Source organism: Burkholderia sp. APQ4-4ca (assembly GCF_057837105.1).
Genome location: NZ_JBYQCG010000072.1, coordinates 412872 through 429183 on the forward strand (window position 1 = coordinate 412872; position 16312 = coordinate 429183).

Below are 16312 nucleotides of genomic sequence, written 5' to 3' on the forward strand. Positions count from 1 at the left end.
ATGGCCCGCGACGGGCCGGGTTGACGGGGAACTAGCGGATCGCATCGCGCCCGGGCACGATCGATTCGCGCAATATCCGCGGACCGCCGGCGGCGTCGCCGGTCGTCGACGTGAACACGTGCTTGACGCCGTCGATCGTCTGGACGTAACGCGTCGCGCCCACGTCGAGCATCGCGCTGTACAGCACGCCGCCGGACGCGGGCGCTTCGGTGACGTTCACGTCGAGGCGCCGGATGTTCGCGTTGAGATCCGCGCGCAACTGGCCGAGCGCTTCCTCGAGGCGCGCGATCGACGGCGCGACGCCCGTCACGTCGAACACGCCGTCACCCGCATAGCGCACGCGCACGCCGTCGATGCCGATCGACTCCTCGATGCTGGCGACGTCGTCGTGCGCGACGTCGTACTGGCGCGCGATCGCGTGGTAGTCCGCGCGGGCGAGCAGGGCCCGTGCGGCGATGTCCTGCGAGGTTTCGTCGACGATGCCGTCGACGACGACCGTGTCGCCTTGCGCGCGGACCCGCAACCCGGCGATGCGTGCGTCGCGGAACTGGCGCTCGAGCCGCGCCGCCACCGAGCGTGCATCGGGCGGCGGCGGCGCGTTGCCGCGATCCGGCCAGACGTTGGCGATCACGGAACCGCCGGCCGCCAGCAACGCGACGACGGCCGCGGCCGCGAGCAGCAGCCGGGTGCGGCGCTTCGCACGGGGCGCCCGGTCGCCGGCAGCCTGCCGGTCGCCGGTGCCGTGGTACAGGCCCGCGAGCAATTCGATGTCGGGCGGCCACGCGGCGTCTTCGTCGCCGAAGCACAGCACGGTCGTTCCGAACGGGAACGCGACGAAATCGGGAATCCATACGACCGACTGATCGGGCGCGGCCGCGTCCGCGCGCCGCGCGCTGACCGCGCCGTGTGCGTCGAGCTCGACGAACACGTCGTCCTCGTCCCAGTCGGTAATGCAGATATCGGTGTCGTCGGCTGCGCCGATCCGGTAGCGACCCGGCGTCAGGCGCGCCTGAATCCCCGCATGGGTGCCGGTCAGGATGCGCAGTGTCTTCATGGGATGAGAGCAGGTCCGTTGGTAGGCAGGGATTCGGTGATCGGCGCCGCGGATGCACGGCGCCGCCGCTTACCGCATGTTTGCGAGTGTAGGCAGCGGCGCGCCGCGAGCCGGCCGCGATCGCGAACGCATCGCCCGTGCCGCGAACCGGCGTGCATTCACGGCTCATTGCGCCCGGCTACGCCGTTGCGCACGCGCAAGATCGCGTCGAGCCGGACCAGCGAACGCGCGCGCAGCGCGGCAGTCGACGGGCGCAGGTCGTGGAAGGCCAGCAGCGGAGTGAGCGCGCCGCGTGCGCCGGTTCCGGCGCTCAGTCGCTTGAAGTCGACGAGGAAGCGCAGCAGGTCGTCGTAGCTGCTGGACGCGTCGTCGCCGGCCAGCTGACGGGCTTTCAGGACGTCGGTTGAAACCGCGAACGCGTCGTGCCCCGCGCAACGCTGCAGGATGACCGCTTCGCGCATCGCGTCCGGGTAGACGAGCGGCTGGTCGGCGGTCGATGCCGCGAGCGCCTGGAGTTCGGTGCGGGCGGCCGCGGCCACGCGCCGGATCGCGTCGGTGCGCCGCTTGCCGTCCTCCGGCGCGTCGCGACGCCCGCCGTTCGATTGCGACCCGCCGTCGCTGAACGACGGCATGCGCGCGCCGGGCGTCGCATCCCGGCGCGACGTCCAGCTGCCGTGCGCGGGATGGCGGGACGGGCGACGTTCGTGCTTCGGCGTCTGCGGCGGGTTTTTCGGATGGCGTGACTGCTGCTGTTGTTGCCGATGCTTCTGCTGCGGGTCGGGCCGCGCGGTCGATTGTCGTGGCCGCGGCGCACCGTTGCCGCCGTGGCCGTCGTGGCGGCCCGGCAGGTGCGACGTGTGCGACGGGCCGCCGTGTGCGGCGAGCAGGTGGCGCAGGTGATCGGCCGCCACCTGTCGCGCGTGCGCGGCGCCGTGCGAGGGATGCCATGCGCGCGCCGCGTGCCGGAAGATGCTGTTCCGGTACAGCCGCGCACGCTGGTCGATGCGCGCACGCGCATGCGCGGCCGTGCCCGCCGTGGCCGGAGCGACCTCGTGCGGGCCGGACGCGCCGGGGTCGTGACGGACGGTCGTCATGTCGGCACCGCCGCGCTCAGGAGCCGGAGGGCGAAGCGCAGGATGGTGGTGCCGCCCCAGCCGGCCGTGAGCAGCAACGTCCCGATGACCGCGAACAACTTGACGCTGTGCGAGATGGTCTGGTCCTGCAGCGACGTGATCGCCTGCAGGAACGCGACGATCAATCCCGACAGCGCCGACACGATGATCGCCGGCAGCGAGATGTAGAGGCAGAGCAGCAAGCCTTGCGAAGTCAGTCCGATCAGGGTGTCCGTATTCATTGCGCGCCTACTTGTACGTGAGGATCAGGCCGTGAATCAGCGCCGACCAGCCGTCCATCGCCACGAACAGCAGCAGCTTGAACGGGATCGCGACGTTGGTCGGCTGGATCTGGTTGAGGCCCATCGCCAGCAGCACGTTCGCGATCACGAAATCGACGATGATGAACGCGATGTACAGCAGGAAGCCAATCTTGAACGCGTCGGCGAGCTCGGTCAGCGTGAACGCGGGCGCGAGCACGATCAGGTCGTCTTCGTGCAGCGCGTTCGCGAGGCCCTCCGGCCAGATCACGTGCGCCGAGCGCATGAAGAACAGGCGCTCGCGTTCGCGCGAATGCGCCTTGAGGAAAGTCCGGAACGGCGCCTGCGAGGCGCCGAACGCCTGGACCATGATTTCCGCCGGCGAATTCGCCAGTTGCTCGTGACGCATCGTGTCGGCCGCGCTCATCCCGATCGGCGCCATCACGTAGAGCGTGACGAGGATCGCGATGCCGTTGAGCACCATGTTCGGCGGCACCTGCTGCACGCCCAGCGCGTTGCGCAGCAGCCCGAGCACGACGACGATCTTCGCGTACGAGGTCACGACCATCGCGACGAACGGGATCAGGCCGATCGCGATGACCGCGACCAGCAGCGCGGTCAGTTCGTTAATCTGCGTCATGGCTGCCGAATACGTCGATGACCCGCACGCCGAGCTGCTCGCCGACCGTGACGAGTTCGCCGATGCCGATCAGTTGCCCGTACGCGAGGAGCCGGATGCGCGCGTCGCGCAGCGTGCCCCGCAACTCGATCACGTAGCCCGGCCGCAGCGCGGACAACTGCGCGAGCGGCAGCGTGACCGTTTCGATTTCGAAACTGACGGGCAGCTCGAGTTCGTCGAGCGAGGTCTGGGTGTCGGCGTCGGGGGCGCCGGGCACCGGGTGGTCGTGGCGGTCGGTCATGGCAGGTTCCGTATCGAGAACGAGTCGGGGGCCGTCGAGCGTGGCGTGCGCGACGTACTGATGCATGCCGGCCACGCCCCAGCGCAGCGCAAGCGCGTGGGCCGGCGCGGCGCCGTCCGAACCGGCGAATGCCGGATCGGCGAAGCGCAATACGACGTCGCCGGGACGCAGCCGCCTGAGCGTCGCGATCGGCAACGCCTTCTCGCCGACGATCAGGTAGCCGGGCACGCGAATCCGGCCGAGCCGCGCGGGCAGCGGCGCCGGATGGCGGGCCATTCGGCGTTCGATCAGGTCGATCCAGCCGGGATCGGCCGGCCCGATCCGGCAGGCATGGCGGTGCGCGCCGTGTACGCAGAGCATGCCGACGGTCGCCGCGCGGCGGCCGTCGCGATGCAACGGGGCATGACGCCCGATCGCCGCGACGCTGACGTTCACGGCGCCAAGCGTGTCGAGCAGATCGATCAGCGGCGTGAGCAGCAGGCCCGCGATCGCGCACGACAGCGGCGAGCCATCGTCATCCGCGAGCGCCGCCAGCGCCGGGTGCGCGTCGGCGTTCAGCCCGATCCAGGCCAGCGCGCCGTCGTACTGCAGCGCGACCCAGCACAGGTTGCCGTCGGCCACGTCGCCGGGCACCAGCCGCCAGTCCGCCGCGCCGTCGAGTCCGGCAACGCACGCATCGAGACGCGCATCGCCCAGCAAACGGGCGACGCTCGCGAGTTCCGCATCGATGCGCGGCAGCCCGTTCGGGTCGTCGCGCAACGCGCGGACGGTGTGGCGAGCAGGTTGGCCGGTGGCATTCATCGTGTCGTGTGTGAGCGGTTCTTTCGACGGGGCAGTGGGTGTGCGCGCAACCATTCGTATCGGCTGGCGGTCACGCGACTTCGATCGACACGTGGCGCGCAACGGCGAGGCGATGCAGCAGGTTCGCCAGTTGTTCGTGCAGCACGTGCACATGACGAAAGACTAGTTGGCGGATCTCGGGCGCGTCGGCGTCGAACCGAAGCGCGAGGTCGAAATACGAAAGATGCAGTTCGAGCGTGCAGCCGGGCAGCAGGTCGGGATCGAGTCTCAGGCGGATGGTCCAGTTGCCGTTCTCGAGCACGGCCGCGTCGCTGCAGAAATCGGCGACGTGCGCGGCAACGAAGCGCATCAGCTCCACCACGCGTATCTGTTCGGCGCCGAGCGCCGCGACGAACGGCTGGACCTGTGCGTCGAGCCGCCGCGCGCGCTCGGCCGGCGGCGCGTCGGCGTCGAGATCGTCGTCCGCGTCTGCATCGGTGTCGGGGGGGGCCACCGTGTCGGCCAGCGTGTCGTCGGATGCGTCGGCGTCGGTCGGTCTGCGGGGCGGCTCGCCGCACATGCGCCGGCCGTGCGCGCGCAACGCGTCGTGCAGCGCCGCGCGCTCGCCGCGTTCGCGCGCATCGCGAACCAGTTCGGCATAGTCGATGCCGCGCCGGCCTCGCGTCGGGCGCGGCGCGCGGTGCGCGGCGTCGTCCGCGTCGTCGTCAGGCGCGTGGATGCGCGGCGTGATCGGGTGGGTCGTCATGGCTGTCCCCGCGCGCGGCCGTCACATCGTGACGCGACCGAGCGGGCGCAGTTCGACGTAATCGCCGAGTTCCTGGTACGAGTACACGCGCAGCCACGGCAGGTGTGCCTCGACCATGCGCCGCACGTAGCGGCGGATGTCCATCGACGTGACGAGCGCGACTTCGTCGTGCGGCACGTCGCCCACGTAAGCGCCGATCCGCTCCGCGAGCGTGCGAACTTCGTCGGGCGAGAGCGCGAGATAGTTGCCGGTCGGCGTCTGCTTGATCGACTGGCGAATGTGCTGCTCCAGGTCGCTCGTGAACAGGACGGCCTGCAGCGACGCGGCGCCGCCCGTCGCGCTGTATGCGATATAGCGGGAGAGATCGCCGCGCACGTATTCCGTCAGCAGCAGCATGTCCTTCTCCTTCGGCCCCCAGTTCACGAGGCTCTCCATGATGCTGCGTGCGTTGCGGATCGGAACGTTCTCTTCCAGCAGGCGCCGCAGCACGTCGGCGATCCGCTGCAGCGGCAACGCCTTCTGCACCTCGGCGACGAGCCCGGGGAATTCGGCGCCGAGCTGCTCCAGCACCCACTGGGTTTCCTGGATGCCGACGAACAGCTTCGCGCGGGCGCGCAGCAGCGCGATCGTGTCGTTGGCGATCACCTGTTCCGCGCGCCACACCGTCGCGCCGCCGGGCGGCTGCCGTTCCGGCGCCCAGTAGCTGTCCGCCTGGCCGCCTGCCGCGCCGGCCTTCTCGCATTGCGCGGCCAGCGCCGGGTCGGTCGCCGCGCCGGGCACCATGACCTTGCCGGGCGGAATCGTCACGGTCAGCGACGGGACGTCCAGCACGAGAATCTCGAACGTGCCGGCCGCCAGGTCGGACGCGGTCCACATCGTGATGCCCGGGAACGGCAGGCCGACCTGCTCCTGGAGCAGCATGCGCTGCGTCTCGAACGCGTCGTTCAGCGCGGTGGCCGACAGGCGGTCGGCGAGATCGGGAGCGAGCCGCACGCCGAGCGCGCTGGTGAATTGCGGCGCGTGCCGGAGGATCGTCGGCGCGTCGCCTTTCGAGCCCGCGCGCTGCAGCGCCGCGACCGTCTTGCCCGGCGCGGCCGACGACGTGCCGTCGCCGCGCCGCGCGAGCCGGTAACCCGCGAACCCGAGCAGCGCGGACAGCAGCAGGAACAGTTCCCATGGAAAGCCAGGCACCATCGCGAAGCCGAGGAGCAGCACGGCCGCGAACAGCATCGCGCGCGCGTTGCCGCCGAGCTGGCGCAACATGTCCTCGCCGAGCGAGCTGCCTTGCTTGGCCGACTCGTCGGATACCCGCGTGATCATCACGCCCGCGGATACCGCGATCAGCAGCGACGGGATCTGCGACACCATCGCATCGCCGATCGACAGGATCGAAAAGCGGTTCGCCGCGTCGCCGGCCGTCATGTCGTGATAGGCCACGCCGACCGCGATGCCGGCCGTCATGTTGACGAGCGTGATGATGAGTCCGGCGATCGCGTCGCCCTTGACGAACTTCATCGCGCCGTCCATGCCGCCGTAGAGCTGGCTTTCGACGGCGAGCCGCGCGCGCTTGCGGCGGGCCTCGTCGGGCGTCAGCAGGTTCGCGCGCAAGTCCGCATCGATGCTCATCTGCTTGCCGGGCAATGCGTCGAGTGTGAACCGCGCGCCGACTTCGGCCACCCGTTCCGAACCCTTCGCGATCACGATGAACTGAACGGTCGTGATGATCAGGAACACGACAAGGCCCACGACGAGATTGCCGCCGACCACGAGTTCGCCGAAGCTCTCGATGATGTGCCCCGCGTCGGCATGCAGCAGGATCGACTTGGTCGACGCGATGTTGAGCGACAGCCGGTAGAGCGTCGTGAACAGCAGCACCGACGGAAACGCCGACAGCTGCGTGATCGACGGCACGTACAGCGTGACCATCAACAGCACGACGCTGATGCAGATGTTGACCGACAGCAGCATGTCGATCACGACCGGCGGCAGCGGCAGGATCATCAGCGAAACGATGGCCGTGACGAGGGCGGCGATGCCGATTTCGCCGCCCGCGGGCAATTTCAGGTTCTTGAACATGTCGCGCTCCAGGTGCGAATCAACGGGGTTCGGCAGCGGGCGTGCCGGGGCCGACCGCTTCGACCCAGCGCAGGATCGCCGCGACGACTTCGAACAGTTCGGACGGAATCGGCCGATGCTCGGCCACCTCGTAAAGCGCGCGCGCGACCGGCGGGTTGGCGACGATCGGTATGCCGCGTTGCGTCGCCAGCGCACGAATCTCGCGAGCCGCGTCGTCGATGCCCTTTGCAAGCACGACCGGCAACGGCGTTTCGCCGCGCACGTAACGCAGCGCGACCGCGTAATGCGTCGGATTGACGACCACCACGTTCGCGCGGCCGACGGCCCCCGACAGGCTTTCGCCGCCGCCGTTGACGAGTTCCTTCGCGCGCTTGCGCCGCTCGTGCTTGAGCTTCGGCTCGCCTTCGCGCTCCTTCAGTTCGCGCTTGACCTCGTCCTTCGACATGCGCTGCGCGCGCATCATCAGCCAGTGCTGGATCTTCCAGTCCACCACGCCCACCACGAGGAACAGCACGGCAGCCGCGAACAGCAGCTTCAGCAGCGCGTGCCACAGAATCTGCGAGAGCGCCGCCAGCGGCTCGGCCATCGCGGACGTGATCAACGGAAACAGCGACACGATCACGTGCCACAGCGCGGCGGCGATCACCACGGCCTTGACGCTCATCTTCAGCAGGTCGATGAGCGCGCGCTTCGAAAAGATCTGCTTGAGCCCGGCCGCCGGCGAGAGCCGGTCCATCTTCGGCATGACCGGGTCGAACGAAACCTGCAGGCCCACCTGCGCGCCGATCGACAGCGCGGCCGCGAGCGCCGCGCCCACGCTGATCGCGCAGCACGCGATCGCGCCGTTGGCCAGCTCGTGCATCAGGATGGACAACAGCGCATGCATCGAACGTGCGGACGCGCAGAAATCGATTGCGCGCGCGATGTTCTGGTGGAGGGCGTCGAGCAGCGGATGCCATGCGAACGTAAAGAGCGCGAGCGAGACGAGCACGAGTACCGCCGCGACGAGATCGACACTCTTCGCCACGGTGCCTTTCTTGCGCGCCTCCTTGAGCTTGCGTCGCGTGGGCTGTTCGGTTTTCTCGTCGCTCATGAACGCTCCGTTCGCGTCGTCATGCGTCGTCGCACGGTAGCGCGGCCGCCGCCCGGCAGCGCGCATGCACGCGAAGGCGGCGCGGCCGGCCCGAAGCGCGCGGCGTCGGTGCCGGCGAGGCGCCGCGTGCGCGATGCGGCCTTCGCCGCGCGGCAAATGCCTTCGCGCGCATGGCGTTGCCGCCGTGTCGGTTTGCTAACTTGGGAGCGTGGACGGCAGCCGCGTCCCGACAATCCCGTTACCTGAAGGCGGACACGAACATGGACGGCAAACCCGAATACATGCAGTGCAGCAACAGGCTCGTCAGTGCAATGCGCGAGATCGTGCGCCTTGCGCTGATCGACAAGTTTCCGAATCCGCGCATGACGAGCGACGAAGCCGAACATCTGCTCGATGCGCTGCACGTGATGCGGCCCGCGCGGCCGGAGCTGATCCTGTACGACGGCTACGTGCACATCGTGCATCGCAACTGGATCGATGCGATCGCGGTGTTCGACGGGCTCGCGTCGCGCGGCGAATGCATGCCCGGCGCGCAGGCCATGCTCGTCTATTGCCTGGCGGCGAGCGGCAATCCCGACTGGCGCATCGTGGCTGCCAAGATGCGCGAGGACGAGGCCAGCCTGACCGACGACGCGCGCGCGTTGCTCGATTCGGTCGAGTTGCGCGACGAACTCGAGCGCGCGAATCGCGATGCGCAGGCCACCGGCGTGTTCCACATGACCGACATGATGAAGCGCCTGCGCGACCGGCTCGGCATCAAGACGCCGGCGTTGCACGACGCGAACGGGCCGGATGCGCATGCCGACGGCGCCCAGCCGTCCGCGGCGGCGCCGACCGCGGAAGAAAGCCAGTACCTGCGTCTTTGAACGCGTTCTCGCATCGTCGAAAAGGGGCTTCCGATGAATCCGATTCCTCCCGTACCCGATTTTCAACTGGCGCTCGCACGCGGCGGCGGTGCGGCCGGCTTGCCCGACGCGATCGATCCGGGCGTGCCGGCATTGCCCGTCGTCGTGCCGCCGCACGAGGTCGCGAGCTTCGAGCAGATGATGGCGGGCGGCGTCACTGCGCCGCCGAAGCCGCAGGGGTCCGAGGCCGGATCGCTCGCCAGGCACCTCGTGCTCAGCGAAGACGAGGCGCTGCAGACCGTCTCCAACGACGCGCTGTACATGCTGCACAACGCGGGCGACATGTCGTTCAACCAGATCGCGGCCGCCTCCGTGCAGATGCAGATCGAGACGGCGAGCCTGCAGGTCGACATGTCGATGAAGATCAGCGTGGTCGAATCGTCGAAAGGCGCGCTGGAAACCCTGATGAAGAACCAATAGCTATGAACGCCCGGATCCGGATCGCCGGCCGCGCGAGCGTGCATGCGTGCGTGGTGTTGTGCGTCGCGCTGTGCATCGCGCTGGCCGGCTGCAAACAGGAACTCTATGGAAACCTCAGCGAGCAGGACTGCAACGAGATCGTCGCGGCGCTGCTGCAGGCGGGCATCGACGCGAAGAAGGAGAGTGCGGACGGCGGCAAGACGTGGAGCGCCAAGGTCGACGATGCACACATCGTGCAGGCGATGAACGTATTGCGCGAGCATGGCCTGCCGGCGCACAAGTACGACGATCTCGGCGATCTCTTCAAGAAGGACGGCCTCGTGTCGACGCCCACCGAGGAACGCGTGCGCTTCATCTACGGGGTGTCGCAGGAGCTGTCGAAGACGCTGTCGCAGATCGACGGCGTGATGGTGGCGCGCGTGCATATCGTGCTGCCGGACAACGATCCGCTCGCGATGCACGTGAAGCCGTCGTCCGCGTCGGTGTTCATCAAGTACCTGCCGACGGCGAATCTCGCGACGATCGAACCGCAGATCAAGAACCTCGTGGTCCACAGCGTCGAAGGATTGTCGTACGACAAGGTCAGCCTGACCGCCGTCGCCGGCAGCCCGCTCGACGTGATGCCGCGCGCGCCGTCCGGCGGCGGGGTGTGGCGCGCGATCGCGATCGCCGGATGCGTGCTCGCGGCGCTCGCGCTGCTCGTCGTCGTGGCGCGCAAGCGAGGCCCGCGCGCGAATGGCGCCGACACGCCCGAGGCGTCCGGCGCGCCGGGCGCGCCCGGTGGACACGCGGCGGGCGGCCTGGCGGCGAAGCTGCCGGTGGGCCCGTTCCGCGGCAAGCCGGCCGGCGACGGCGCGGGGCGCTGACCGGCGCGCGGCACGGCGGACGATCATGGATATCGACAAGCACGGCAGTGTCGCCTTCGGTCTCGCACGGCGTCTCGTGCAGTACCAGGCGAACCGTATCGGGCTGCCCGACTGGATCGCGCCGGGCTGGTTTCCGGACGCGTGGCGCCGGGCGGCCGGCACGGGCGGGGCGCAGCTCGCCCGGCTGCGGGCCGGGGCGCTGGAGGGCTGGCTCGCACGGGAGGGGCTGCCGGTGCCGGCATACCGGACGTTTCGCGGCGACACCGGACGGCTGGGCGCGCTGGCGCTGGACGATGCGCTCGCCGTGCTGTGCCTGCGCGCGCTGTACGGCCGGCGCGCCGAACTGCGTTATTGGGTCGATCGCGAGAGCCGCGACAAGGTCTGCGCGTGGCTCGGCCGGCACGGCGCGGCGGCGTTGCGCTGGCTGATGGCCGAGCCGCGCGTCCAGCCGGTCGACCGCTGGATCCGCGACTTCGGCATGCATCCGCTCGATCATCTCGACGAGCGCACGCTGAGCTGGGAAGGGTTTTGCCTGTTCCGCGCGAGCGGCATGTGCGAACCCGATGCGCCGGCCGGATTGTTGCGCCTGGCATGGGCGCGCGATGCGGTGGCGGCGCCGTGGCTGCAGGCGAACGACGCGGACGCGACGCGCGACGACAGCCGGCGCGTGCTGATGCGGCTCGACGATTTTTTTGCGGAGGAGGAAACGCGATGATCATCTGGCTCAGACAGCCGGGCACCGAACAGGCGGCGCGCGCGTGCAACACGGGCGTCGGCGTGCAAGCGGACGTCGTGCCGCGCGAGGCCCTGGCGTCGCTGGTGCAGCTCGACGCGGGCTATCTCGCGTTGCAGCGCCAGCACGCGGAAGTCCTCGCGCAAGCGGCGCGCGATGCCGACAGCATGCTCGCGGCGGCCCGCGCGGACGCGGACGCGCTGCGCGCCGAAGCCCGCGGCGAGTATGACACCGCGCAGCAGCGCGGCTACGACGCAGGCAGCCGCGATGCGCTTTCGCAGTGGTACGCGCGCACCGCGCAGTTGCTCGATCAACGCTACGAACTGCAGATGTCGTTGAAGCAGCGTATCGCCGGGCTGGTGGTGTCCGCGGTCGAGAAGATCGTCGTCAACGAACAGCCGGCGGCGCTGTTCGCCCGCGCCAGCGACGTGGTCGAACGCATCATCGAAGGCAGCCGGACCCTGCAGGTGCGCGTGCATCCGGACGAGCACGACGCGGCCGTCGAAACCTTCTCGCGTGCGGTGGCGCAGTGGCGTGCGCGCGGCCAGCCGGTCCAGCTGACGGTCCATGCGGACCGTACGCTCGACCCGGGCGCGTGCGTGTGCGACACCGACATCGGTTCCGTCGACGCCAGCCTCAAGGTACAGATCGACGCGGTCCGCATGGCCGCCGACGCGGCGCTGCGGCGCGACGCGAACGCGCCGGGCGTGCCGGATACGCTCGCCCCGGAGGCGTTCGCCGAAGTCAGGACGCATGCGGCACCGCCCGGGTTGCCGGAACCGCCGGAACAGGAACTGGAATCGGCAAGCGGCGCGGGGCCGGCCGAGAGCGTCGGGGGGCAGGCATGAGCGACGTGTCGCGAGACGCCACCGGCATCGATGCGCTGATCCGGCTCACCGACACGCTCGAACAGGAGTTCGACCGCGCGGCGCACCTGTCGACACGCGGCAAGGTGCTGGACGCGCTCGGCACGCTGATCCGCGTGAGCGGCATCGACCTCCGCTACGGCGAGCTGTGCGAACTCCGGACCGGGCAGGGCGAGCTGATGCAATGCGCCGAGGTGGTCGGTTTTTCCCGCGACACGGCGTTGCTGTCGCCGTTCGGGCGCCTCGACGGCCTCTCGCGGGACACCCAGGTGGTTGCGCTGCGTCGGCCGCTCGCGATTCCGGTCGGTTCCGCGCTGTTCGGCCGCGTGGTCGACAGCATGGGCCGGCCGATCGACGGCCGCGGCCCGATCGACACGACCGAGACCGCCGCGCTCTACGCGGCGCCCCCGGATGCGATGAGCCGCCCGCTGCTCGAGCGTTCGCTCGACACCGGCGTGCGGGTCGTCGACGGGCTGATGACGCTCGGCGAAGGCCAGCGCGTCGGCATTTTCGCGCCGGCCGGCGTCGGCAAGAGCACGCTGATGGGCATGTTCGCGCGCGGCACGCGCTGCGACCTCAACGTGATCGCGCTGATCGGCGAGCGGGGCCGCGAAGTGCGCGAGTTCATCGAACAGATCCTCGGCCCGGAAGGCATCGCGCGGTCCATCGTGGTGTGCGCGACTTCCGACCGCTCGTCGATCGAGCGCGTGAAGGCCGCCTATTCGGCCACGGCCATCGCGGAATACTTTCGCGATCGCGGCAAGCGCGTGCTGCTGATGATGGATTCGCTGACGCGCTTTGCGCGCGCCCAGCGCGAGATCGGGCTGGCCGCGGGCGAACCGCCCGCGCGGCGCGGTTTTCCGCCGTCGATCTTCGCCGAGCTGCCGCGCCTGCTGGAACGGGCGGGGCTGTCGGCGCACGGCTCGATCACCGCGCTCTACACCGTGCTCGCCGAGGACGAATCGGGCAGCGATCCGGTGGCCGAGGAGGTGCGCGGCATCCTCGACGGGCACATGATCCTGTCGCGCGAGATCGCCGCACGCAACCAGTATCCGGCCATCGACGTGCTGGCGAGCCTGTCGCGCGTGATGCCGCAGGTGACGGACGACGCGCATCGGGAGGCGGCCGGTCATGTGCGCCGGCTGCTGGCCAAGCACCGGGACATCGAAACCCTGCTGCAACTCGGCGAGTACCGGGCGGGCGGCGATCCGGTCGCCGACGAAGCCGTGCGCAAGATCGAGGCCATCCGGCAATTCCTCTGTCAGCGCACCGACGAATTCAGCACACGCGAAGCGACACGCGACGCGTTGCGCGGCCTGCGTGCGTGAGCGCGGCCGCCGATGCCACGGGCGAAGGGTGACGACGATGAAAGACAGGCGCGTCATGGCATTCTCGACGATCCGGAATCGCCTCACGCGGGCTCGCGCCGCGCTGCGCGACACGCTGGCCGAGCAGCAGCGCGAACGCGACGAGGCCGACGCTCGGTTGGCCGAGCAGCAGCGCGTGCTCGCGCACGCCGCGCAAGAGGTCGACCGGCGCACCGCGCGCATCGACCGCCTGCTCGACGGCCACGGGCCGGTGCGGATCGACGAACTGCTCGACTGGGAGAAGCTGCTGGCCGACGCGCACGCGCGGCGCGCACGCGAACTCGACACGCTGCAGCAGTTGCGGGACGGCGTTGCCGCGATCGACCACGCGATCGGTACGACCCGCACCGCGATTCTCCGCCACGACGTGCGGATCGACCTGTGCAGTGCGCGGCTGGATCGCCTGAACCGTCTTGCGGAGGCCCGCGCGGACGATCTGCAGGACGAGGAGAGCGAGGAAACGTTCGTCGCGCGTCGCAGTGCCGTGCCGGCCGCGCACACGCCGCGCCGCGGCGCCACCGAGGGCTCGCGATGATCGATCCGTTCTCGACCGGCAGTCCGCAGCTCGGGCGCGCGCTGCTGTCGTTCATGATCCTGGTCGCCGTCTGCGGTGTGCGTCTGCTCGTGCTGATGACGATCTGTCCGCCGACGGGCGGCGAGCTGATCACGAAGCGCATCCGCAATGCGATGGTCGTGTTGTGGTCGATCTACGTCGCTTACGGGCAGCAGGCGCTGATGACGCAACTGCATGGCGGATTCCTGCTGGCCGTCGTCGTCAAGGAGGCCGTCATCGGGCTGGTGATCGCATTCGTCGCGTCACCGGTGTTCTGGGTCGCGGAAGCCGTCGGCACCTATATCGACGATCTCACCGGCTACAACAACGTGCAGATCACGAACCCGAGCCTCGGACAGCAGACGACGCTGACCTCCACGCTGCTGATGCAATGCGCGACCGTTGCGTTCTGGACCCTCGGCGGCATGACCTTCCTGCTCGGCGCGGTGTTCCAGACCTACGTCTGGTGGCCGCTGGGCAGCCTCGCACCGGTGCCGAGCGCATTCATCGAGGCGTTCGTGATGCAGCAGACCGATTCGCTGATGGTCACGATCGCGAAGCTCGCCGGCCCGGCAGTGCTGCTGTTGCTGCTCGTCGACGTCGGGGTGGGGCTGCTGTCGCGGATTGCGTCGAAACTCGATCTCGTCTCGCTCGCGCAGCCGGTCAAGGGCGCGCTGGCCGTCCTGTTGCTCGCGCTGATGATCGGCATGTTCATCGGACAGGTGAAGGACCAGGTTGCGTTGCTGCACGTCGGCGAGCAGTTGCGCGCGCTCGCGCTGCCGAGGTAAGGCAAGGCCCCGAAGCAAGGCCCCATTCGCGCCCGATGCGCCGCGCGGGACGACACGCGGCGCCAAGCACCCGTCGAGGAGACGTCCCATGCCCGTCGCACCGAGTGTCAGACAGTTTCTCGAGCGTCGCGCGCGGCCCGGCGCGGTATCGCTCGACCGGTTGCCGCTGGAAGAGGCGCGCCGCTATTTCGCGTACTACGTACCGCTTGCCGATCTCGCGCCGCGCGGCGTCGACAGCATCGACGAATGCGTGATCGAGATGCGCGACGGGGCGCACATCGCCGCGCGCATCTACTATCCGCGCGCCCCCGACTGGAGCGCGCCGCTGCCGGCGTTGCTGTATTTTCATTCGGGCGGCTATGTCGTCGGCTCGCTCGATACGGCCGACGCCGTTTGTCGCATGCTCGCGGCCGACGCACGGTGCGCGGTCGTGTCGGTGTCTTACCGGCTCGCGCCCGAGCACAAGTTTCCGTGCGCGGTGGACGACGCGCTGGACGCACTGCGGTGGCTGCACCGCAAGGCGCTGACCTACGGTCTGGATGCATCGCGGCTGGCCGTCGGCGGCGAAAGCTCGGGGGCCACGCTGGCCGCGGTGGTCGCCGTTCGGGCCCGCGAGATGGGCATCGCGCTGGCGATGCAACTGCTGATCTATCCGGCGCTGTCGGCATCGCTCGGGAGCGCGGCGCACCGGCGTTACGGCGAAGACCATTTCCTGACGCACGACGTGATCCGCTGGATCCATCGCAACTATCTGCGACATGCGGCCGATGCCGCGGACTGGCGCTTTGCGCCGCTCGACGGCGAGCGTCACGCGCCGGCCGATCTGCATGGCGTCGCCCCGACGTGGCTGGTTTCCGCCGAATACGATCCGTTGCGCGATGAGCATGCCGGTTATGCGGACAAGTTGCGACGGGCCGGAAATCGCGTGGAGGCGCGGTGCTACCGGGGGATGATCCACGGATTTTTTTCGATGGGGCGCGTGATTCCCGAAGCCGCGTATGCGCACCGCGAGGCCGCTGTCGCGCTGCGGGAAGCGCTGGGCAGCACGGATTGATGTAATGGCCGCGAGGCCGAGAGGCCGCGCGAACGACGACGGCTCGCGGGTGCCGGCCCGGATGACCTATGCGCCAGTGGTGCGTGCATGCGGCAGCCGGTCGATTCGGGCCGGCGGCCGAACAGCTTACGCGGCCAGAAAGCGGACATTTCTAACTGGCCGTCACACAAAAATGTCATACCCGGATTCAGATGTCGTAGCGCCAGCTAAATACAGATGTCGCATGTTTCATCGGCCTTTCCATCCCTTTAACGTTGAAGCGCCGAGCTTGAAGCAGCAGGGCGCTTACGTTCACCCGCGGGCCTTCGCAGACCGCCGATTCGATTCCGTTTGATGTGTTTGTGAAGCGACCTGCAGGATGGCTGCTTCGATATCAGTTTCCGTGAACGCGCGCTGTTTCTTGGCACCTGGCAACGATGCCTTGGCTCGTACCGGTAGCCCTCGATTGGCGCGCGACGGGGAACCCGAAATCCGCCGGTTATCGCGCTGCGCTTGAATCGCTTCAGCCACTTGCAGCGCGTGGCTCAGGCGCTTGTGTTCGATGATCGCGCCTTGATCGACCTCTGCCAGTTTGTCGTAAAGACGACATCGCAATACCTCGCCATCAGCCTGGATCTCGATCCGACCATCCGGATACTCCCAGACGTCGATGTAGCGATGAATCAACTTCCGATTCTCAAGCGTATCGTCCAGCAAATA

Annotated in this window: 17 protein-coding genes and 1 pseudogene; 9 read left to right on the forward strand and 9 right to left on the reverse strand. The window is 69.0% G+C overall.

The annotated features are described in order from the left end of the window. Positions 1-31 precede the first annotated feature (31 nt). From hrpD5 to AC3IFE_RS07920, 8 genes are all read right to left on the reverse strand, one after another. Positions 32-1054 (reverse strand): HrpD5 family protein, encoded by a 1023-nt coding sequence (hrpD5, locus tag AC3IFE_RS07885; protein WP_489190133.1) that lies wholly within the window; start codon positions 1052-1054, stop codon positions 32-34. 158 nt (positions 1055-1212) lie between these two features. Continuing rightward, a complete protein-coding gene (locus tag AC3IFE_RS07890) occupies positions 1213-2148 on the reverse strand; it encodes a hypothetical protein (protein ID WP_489190134.1) in 936 nt (311 codons plus the stop codon). Further along, the gene (gene sctS, locus AC3IFE_RS07895; protein ID WP_012339994.1) at positions 2145-2408 is read right to left on the reverse strand and encodes a type III secretion system export apparatus subunit SctS; all 264 of its coding nucleotides are present in this window, start codon (positions 2406-2408) and stop codon (positions 2145-2147) included. The genes AC3IFE_RS07890 and sctS overlap by 4 nt, the downstream gene beginning before the upstream one ends. A gap of 7 nt (positions 2409-2415) precedes the next feature. Further along, positions 2416-3066 carry a type III secretion system export apparatus subunit SctR gene (gene sctR, locus AC3IFE_RS07900; protein WP_489190135.1) on the reverse strand — a complete coding sequence of 217 codons (651 nt, stop codon included), beginning with the start codon at positions 3064-3066 and terminating at the stop codon, positions 2416-2418. Further along, positions 3053-4147, reverse strand: a complete 1095-nt coding sequence (gene sctQ, locus AC3IFE_RS07905) for a type III secretion system cytoplasmic ring protein SctQ (protein ID WP_179233512.1) — start codon at positions 4145-4147, stop codon at positions 3053-3055. The genes sctR and sctQ overlap by 14 nt, the downstream gene beginning before the upstream one ends. 70 nt (positions 4148-4217) lie before the next feature. Further along, on the reverse strand, positions 4218-4892 hold the full coding sequence (sctP, locus tag AC3IFE_RS07910) for a type III secretion system protein SctP (protein WP_489190136.1): 675 nt from the start codon (positions 4890-4892) through the stop codon (positions 4218-4220). A gap of 21 nt (positions 4893-4913) precedes the next feature. Continuing rightward, entirely contained in the window at positions 4914-6968 is a 2055-nt protein-coding gene (gene sctV / locus AC3IFE_RS07915; protein ID WP_489190137.1) for a type III secretion system export apparatus subunit SctV, read from the reverse strand. Between the two features lie 19 nt (positions 6969-6987). Then, a complete protein-coding gene (locus AC3IFE_RS07920) occupies positions 6988-8061 on the reverse strand; it encodes an EscU/YscU/HrcU family type III secretion system export apparatus switch protein (protein WP_489190138.1) in 1074 nt (357 codons plus the stop codon). A gap of 260 nt (positions 8062-8321) precedes the next feature. Between AC3IFE_RS07920 and AC3IFE_RS07925 the strand changes: the two genes are divergently transcribed. From AC3IFE_RS07925 to AC3IFE_RS07965, 9 genes are all read left to right on the forward strand, one after another. Further along, on the forward strand, positions 8322-8927 hold the full coding sequence (locus tag AC3IFE_RS07925) for an HrpB1 family type III secretion system apparatus protein (RefSeq protein ID WP_489190139.1): 606 nt from the start codon (positions 8322-8324) through the stop codon (positions 8925-8927). Positions 8928-8960: 33 nt separating this feature from the next. Then, positions 8961-9386, forward strand: coding sequence for a hypothetical protein (locus tag AC3IFE_RS07930; RefSeq protein ID WP_089469815.1), 426 nt, complete (start codon positions 8961-8963; stop codon positions 9384-9386). 2 nt (positions 9387-9388) lie between these two features. After that, on the forward strand, positions 9389-10252 hold the full coding sequence (sctJ, locus tag AC3IFE_RS07935; RefSeq protein ID WP_489190140.1) for a type III secretion system inner membrane ring lipoprotein SctJ: 864 nt from the start codon (positions 9389-9391) through the stop codon (positions 10250-10252). Between the two features lie 25 nt (positions 10253-10277). Further along, positions 10278-10967, forward strand: a complete 690-nt coding sequence (locus AC3IFE_RS07940) for a type III secretion protein HrpB4 (protein ID WP_489190141.1) — start codon at positions 10278-10280, stop codon at positions 10965-10967. Next, positions 10964-11833, forward strand: coding sequence for a type III secretion system stator protein SctL (sctL, locus tag AC3IFE_RS07945; protein WP_489190142.1), 870 nt, complete (start codon positions 10964-10966; stop codon positions 11831-11833). Before AC3IFE_RS07940 ends, sctL begins: the two co-directional genes overlap by 4 nt. Continuing rightward, on the forward strand, positions 11830-13179 hold the full coding sequence (sctN, locus tag AC3IFE_RS07950; RefSeq protein ID WP_489190144.1) for a type III secretion system ATPase SctN: 1350 nt from the start codon (positions 11830-11832) through the stop codon (positions 13177-13179). Before sctL ends, sctN begins: the two co-directional genes overlap by 4 nt. A gap of 37 nt (positions 13180-13216) precedes the next feature. Then, positions 13217-13753, forward strand: coding sequence for a hypothetical protein (locus AC3IFE_RS07955; protein WP_489190145.1), 537 nt, complete (start codon positions 13217-13219; stop codon positions 13751-13753). Beyond that, the gene (gene sctT / locus AC3IFE_RS07960; RefSeq protein WP_489190146.1) at positions 13750-14559 is read left to right on the forward strand and encodes a type III secretion system export apparatus subunit SctT; all 810 of its coding nucleotides are present in this window, start codon (positions 13750-13752) and stop codon (positions 14557-14559) included. Before AC3IFE_RS07955 ends, sctT begins: the two co-directional genes overlap by 4 nt. Positions 14560-14647: 88 nt before the next feature. Continuing rightward, positions 14648-15613, forward strand: coding sequence for an alpha/beta hydrolase (locus tag AC3IFE_RS07965; protein ID WP_089469808.1), 966 nt, complete (start codon positions 14648-14650; stop codon positions 15611-15613). A 291-nt stretch (positions 15614-15904) separates the two neighbouring features. Here the strand turns inward: AC3IFE_RS07965 and AC3IFE_RS07970 are convergent. Continuing rightward, positions 15905-16312, reverse strand: a pseudogene (locus tag AC3IFE_RS07970) (ISNCY family transposase); the annotation flags it as partial.